We start from the raw sequence: 2,854 nt of genomic DNA on the forward strand, positions 1-2,854 counted from the left end.
ACCATTAGGACCTAAAAAACCGATAATTTCTCCTGTTTCCACAGTAAAGTCTACATCTTCAATCGCAACAGTCGAACCATATATTTTACTGAGATGTTCAACTTTAATCATACTGATGTTTTGGTTGCAAGTGGTTAGTCCTGTTCTATCTTCGTCCCAAACTAAGCGGGACTTGTACCCATCGCATTGGGGTTATAAATGGAACAATATCAAGTGGGATAATATGGTTGATGGTTAGTAGTTGGTTGTTATGTGGATAAAAAACTTAAGAATCAAATATTTAAGTCAATCTGCCTTTTCTAATTCAGAATTCATCTTTTATCATTTAAACAAAAGGTTTAATTAATTTAAATTTAAGCGCAAAATCTAAACTAAAACGAGCAAAAGCAAAACTAATAATACTTTCTATGACTAACAACAACCACAGTGGGGTCAAAGTTGTTCCTTCTATTAAAGCAAATCCCCTGACCAAACCAAAAGCTAACACTGCGCCATCTTGTAAGTGGGAATTACGATCGCCACGAATAACATAGCGGTAAGTAACACCAAATAAAAAACCACTGATAAATGCGATCGCTAAATGCCAACCAAAATCAATTATAGAAGTAATCTGCCATTGCTGAAAGTTTACTTCTAGTTCGATCGCTAAATAGCTATTGGTTAAAATTATCATCCCGTCCATAACGCCAAAGACAGCAGAAGATAAGATGCCTGCTTTAACCGATTCAATTCTTTCTGTAACTAAACTGGGCAAAACAATCACTCCCACAATACCACTTTAGAAGTATGATAGGGTTGAAAGATGTTTTATGAGCGTATATTGCAAAAAGTAACGAGAAAATATGGATATTTTGACATTAGGTTGGGTAGGTCTACTGGCTTTATTTACTTGGTCAATCACCATGGTTGTCTGGGGTCGTAACGGATTCTAAACCTTTTTTATCATTAGAGATGAGATCATGGACACAAGTTCTATAGTCAACATTTTATTTCTTGTCGCTTTAGTGCTTCTAGTAGGCGTAAGCGGAGGAATACTCTATCTTTCTGCTATTAAATGGCGCGATCGCCGGTTGCAATCCCGCGACAAATTAAAGTAACTAATTTTTAAAAATAAATTATCTTGGGGGCAGACTATCATAGTTTCGCCCTTATTTTTTAGATATTTTTGTTAATGTAAGAACCTTTTGTGAAACTTCCCTACTGACTGAGTGATTCCTAAATAAATGTTTCCTGCGGATAAAAAAATAAAGTCTTATTTTCCCAAGCAAAAGCTTTGGGGTTTGATTGCTTATCAACCTTTTTGGGGATTAACCATTAAGGGTTGGCTCTCAATGATGCTGACGTTATTAGCGATCGCTATATTGGTAGTAATAAACATTCATTCTTTTCTCGCTCCTGTTGCGCCTATCGAAGCGGAAGCCTTAGTTATTGAAGGTTGGATTGGAGATGACGGTATTCAAGGGGCGATCGCAGAATTTCAACAACAAGATTATCAAATTTTGATTACAGTAGGTACTCCTCTTCTCAGAGGTGCTTATCTTTCAGAATATAAAAACTTTGCTCAATTATCTGCTGCGACAGCGATTAAACTAGGCTTCGATCCCGAGAAAATTGCTATTATACCGATTCCTCCTACTAAACGCGATCGCACTTTAGCCTCCGCAATTGTGGTTAAAAAATGGCTTAAAGAAAATTATCCCCAAATTAATGCGATTAATCTTTATTCTAAAAATGTTCATAGCCGTCGTAGCTGGATACTGTATAAAAAAGCTTGTAACCCTGAAGTTAATGTAGGGATTATTGCTCATCCCCCTGTAGATTATGATGCTCGATCTTGGTGGACATCCAGTGAAGGATTTAGAGAAATTACAGGAGAAGCGATCGCTTATATTTATGCTAAATTTTTTAGTTGATGGTTGATAGTTAATTATTGATAGTACAATCAGCAACGAATCGACTAGCCCTAAACGCAAAATTAATTAGTTTCAAACGATTACAATCAACAATGAACCAAGAAAGTAGTTAACATTTTGTTGCATGATTCTGCCGTACCCCACAAGAAAAATATAAACTTTATTGGTATAGAGAACAAATTTTGAACATAACAATATATCTATGGCTTACTACTGGTTTAAAGCATTTCACCTCATTGGTGTTGTTGCTTGGTTTGCAGGATTATTTTATTTAGTGCGTCTTTTTGTCTATCACGCAGAAGCGAATCAAGAGCCAGAACCCGCTCAAAGCATCTTGAAAAACCAATACGAAATTATGGAAAAAAGGCTCTACAGCATCATTACCACTCCTGGGATGATTGTTACCGTAGTGTGTGCCATTGGTTTAATTTCTACCGAGCCAGAAATTTTAAAATCTGGCTGGTTACATATCAAAATGGCGATTGTCTTATTACTGATTGGTTATCATCACTACTGTAAAAGAATTATGAAGCAGTTAGCCAAAGGTGAGTGTCAATGGACAGGACAACAATTTAGAGCTTTAAATGAAGCACCTACTATCATGCTAGTGCTAATTGTGCTACTGGCTGTATTTAAAAATAATCTACCTTTAGACATCACTACCTGGGTGGTTTTCGGTTTAGTAGTGGCAATGGTAGCTAGTATTCAACTTTATGCGAAAAAACGCCGTCAAGATAAAGAAAAACTCGCTCAAGTAGAATTAGCCTCATCTGCTGAATAGCCTAGGTTCGATAAAACTAAGTCAAAGGCGATCGCTTTCGTCACTGAGTAAAAATTTTCAAAATTGTGAGCTTGATTTAGAGCTATTACGAGGTTTTGAGACTACTTACTGCTTTATAAATCATAGACAAACCTAGACAAGCTAGATTGGCGATTTTTTT

At 36.3% G+C, this 2,854-nt stretch carries 4 protein-coding genes and 1 pseudogene; 3 read left to right on the plus strand and 2 right to left on the minus strand.

Annotated features, from left to right (window positions below; all coding sequences use genetic code 11):
• Window positions 1-111: pseudogene (locus H1P_RS39670) on the minus strand (ABC transporter ATP-binding protein); the annotation flags it as partial.
• 214 nt (window positions 112-325) lie between these two features.
• Window positions 326-763 carry a hypothetical protein gene (locus tag H1P_RS32480; RefSeq protein WP_246142053.1) on the minus strand — a complete coding sequence of 146 codons (438 nt, stop codon included), beginning with the start codon at window positions 761-763 and terminating at the stop codon, window positions 326-328.
• A 79-nt stretch (window positions 764-842) separates the two neighbouring features.
• Here H1P_RS32480 and petN point away from each other — a divergent pair, with 79 nt between their 5' ends.
• From petN to hemJ, 3 genes are all read left to right on the plus strand, one after another.
• A complete protein-coding gene (petN, locus tag H1P_RS32485; protein WP_144875489.1) occupies window positions 843-932 on the plus strand; it encodes a cytochrome b6-f complex subunit PetN in 90 nt (29 codons plus the stop codon).
• Between the two features lie 291 nt (window positions 933-1,223).
• A complete protein-coding gene (locus H1P_RS32490) occupies window positions 1,224-1,913 on the plus strand; it encodes a YdcF family protein (protein WP_144875491.1) in 690 nt (229 codons plus the stop codon).
• 202 nt (window positions 1,914-2,115) lie between these two features.
• Window positions 2,116-2,694, plus strand: a complete 579-nt coding sequence (gene hemJ / locus H1P_RS32495; RefSeq protein ID WP_144875493.1) for a protoporphyrinogen oxidase HemJ — start codon at window positions 2,116-2,118, stop codon at window positions 2,692-2,694.
• Window positions 2,695-2,854: the final 160 nt, after the last annotated feature.

The sequence above is a fragment of the Hyella patelloides LEGE 07179 genome (assembly GCF_900659865.1).
GTDB classification, from domain to species: Bacteria; Cyanobacteriota; Cyanobacteriia; order Cyanobacteriales; family Xenococcaceae; genus Hyella; species Hyella patelloides.

Coding starts and splice junctions, on each gene's coding strand:
- petN (WP_144875489.1), top strand. CDS start 843: ATGGATATTTTGACATTAGGTTGGGTAGGTCTACTGGCTTTATTTACT.
- H1P_RS32490 (WP_144875491.1), top strand. CDS start 1,224: ATGTTTCCTGCGGATAAAAAAATAAAGTCTTATTTTCCCAAGCAAAAG.
- hemJ (WP_144875493.1), top strand. CDS start 2,116: ATGGCTTACTACTGGTTTAAAGCATTTCACCTCATTGGTGTTGTTGCT.